This is a genomic window from Thioalkalivibrio sp. ALgr3, from assembly GCF_000377325.1.
GTDB lineage: Bacteria > Pseudomonadota > Gammaproteobacteria > Ectothiorhodospirales > Ectothiorhodospiraceae > Thioalkalivibrio.
This window is the reverse complement of the sequence record NZ_KB898035.1, coordinates 1-1,247: the sequence shown is the minus strand read 5'-3', so window position 1 is coordinate 1,247 and position 1,247 is coordinate 1. Positions and strand designations below refer to the sequence as shown.

Here is a 1,247-nt window from a genome sequence, read left to right as displayed (position 1 = left end):
CGTGGAGGTGATCTCCTCCATGGAGGAGGCCGTTTCCTCCAGCGACGAAGCCTGCTCTTCGGTGCGCTGGGACAGATCCGTGTTGCCTCGGGCGATCTCCGACGAAACCGCGCGCACATGGTTGGCCGCCTCCATGCTTCGGCCCACCAGCCCGTCCAGCCGCTCAATGGAGCTGTTAACGGCTTCCTGCATGCGGCCGAACTCGCCCTTGTAATCCCCCTGCATCCGCTCCGTCAGGTCGCCCTCCCGCAGGGCCCAGACCACGCGGATGGCCTCGTTGACGGGACTGATTACGGAATCCAGCAACTGATTGAGGTCGTCGCCGATCTGGCGTACGAAGCCTTCCATATGCTCGGTGTCCATCCGTTTGTCGAGACGACCCTCGTGGACCTCCTCAATAAGGTTTGCCACCTGGCTTTCGGAATTGCGCTGTTCAGTCAGATCGAACCATTCCAGCGTATTGCCGAGAAAGTCGCCCTCCTCGGAATCCTCACCGGTGACATGGACCTTGAACACGGCGTCACCCATCCGGTATTCACGGTCGATTCCTTCCTCGCGGCAGGTGTCCATCACCGAGCGCTCCGCCTGCAGCTGCGGGAAAATCCGGTCCAGCCTTTCTTCCAGCGAGATCGAAGGCATACCACCGGCGGCGCGGATGTCCGCAGCGCGTTTCTGCAGGAGACGTTTCATCGGCTCATTCATGTAATTGATGGTCCAGTCGGGCCGGATCATCATGAACGGCTGGGTGGCGGTATCCACGGCCCAGCGCATGCGGATCATCTCGTAGTACTCGTTTCGCGAAAGGGTGATGCTGTCACCCTTTTGTTCAGCCGTCATAAGGCTCTCCCGTGATTCATTCTTGTTGGGCCCGATACCGGCGCGCGCGGAGCACGCGCACGGTATCCGCATGCGTTTTTGCGTTGTCTGGTCGGGGAAAAGGGCGCCCGCCGGATGTTGGCGCGGCGGGTGCCCGGAGTCTCAGAACTCTTCCCATTCTTCGTTGCGGACGTTCTTTGTGCCGGCCTGTGTGCGAGAGGTGGTGGCCGGTTTCTTTTCCGGCGCCGGGGCCTTGCGGCGGCCTGCGGAGGCGGATTGGCCTGCCGGCCGCGCACTCTCCTTGCGAGCGGGTTCGCGGGCCTGACCGGCATCCGACTCGCTGTGGGAGCTGTTGAAGAAAGCCATGAGCTCCTGCAGTTCGTTGGCCTGATTGTCGAGGGACTCGGAGGAGGAGGCGGCCTCTTCGACCA

1 protein-coding gene and 1 pseudogene are annotated in these 1,247 nt (G+C 62.1%); both read right to left on the bottom strand.

Going from position 1 to position 1,247, the window contains the following annotated elements:
* A partial coding sequence (locus C998_RS15345) for a HAMP domain-containing protein (protein WP_018871490.1) occupies nucleotides 1–837 on the bottom strand: 837 nt, incomplete at its 3' end.
* Between the two features lie 141 nt (nucleotides 838–978).
* A pseudogene (locus C998_RS15120) lies at nucleotides 979–1,247 on the bottom strand (methyl-accepting chemotaxis protein); the annotation flags it as partial.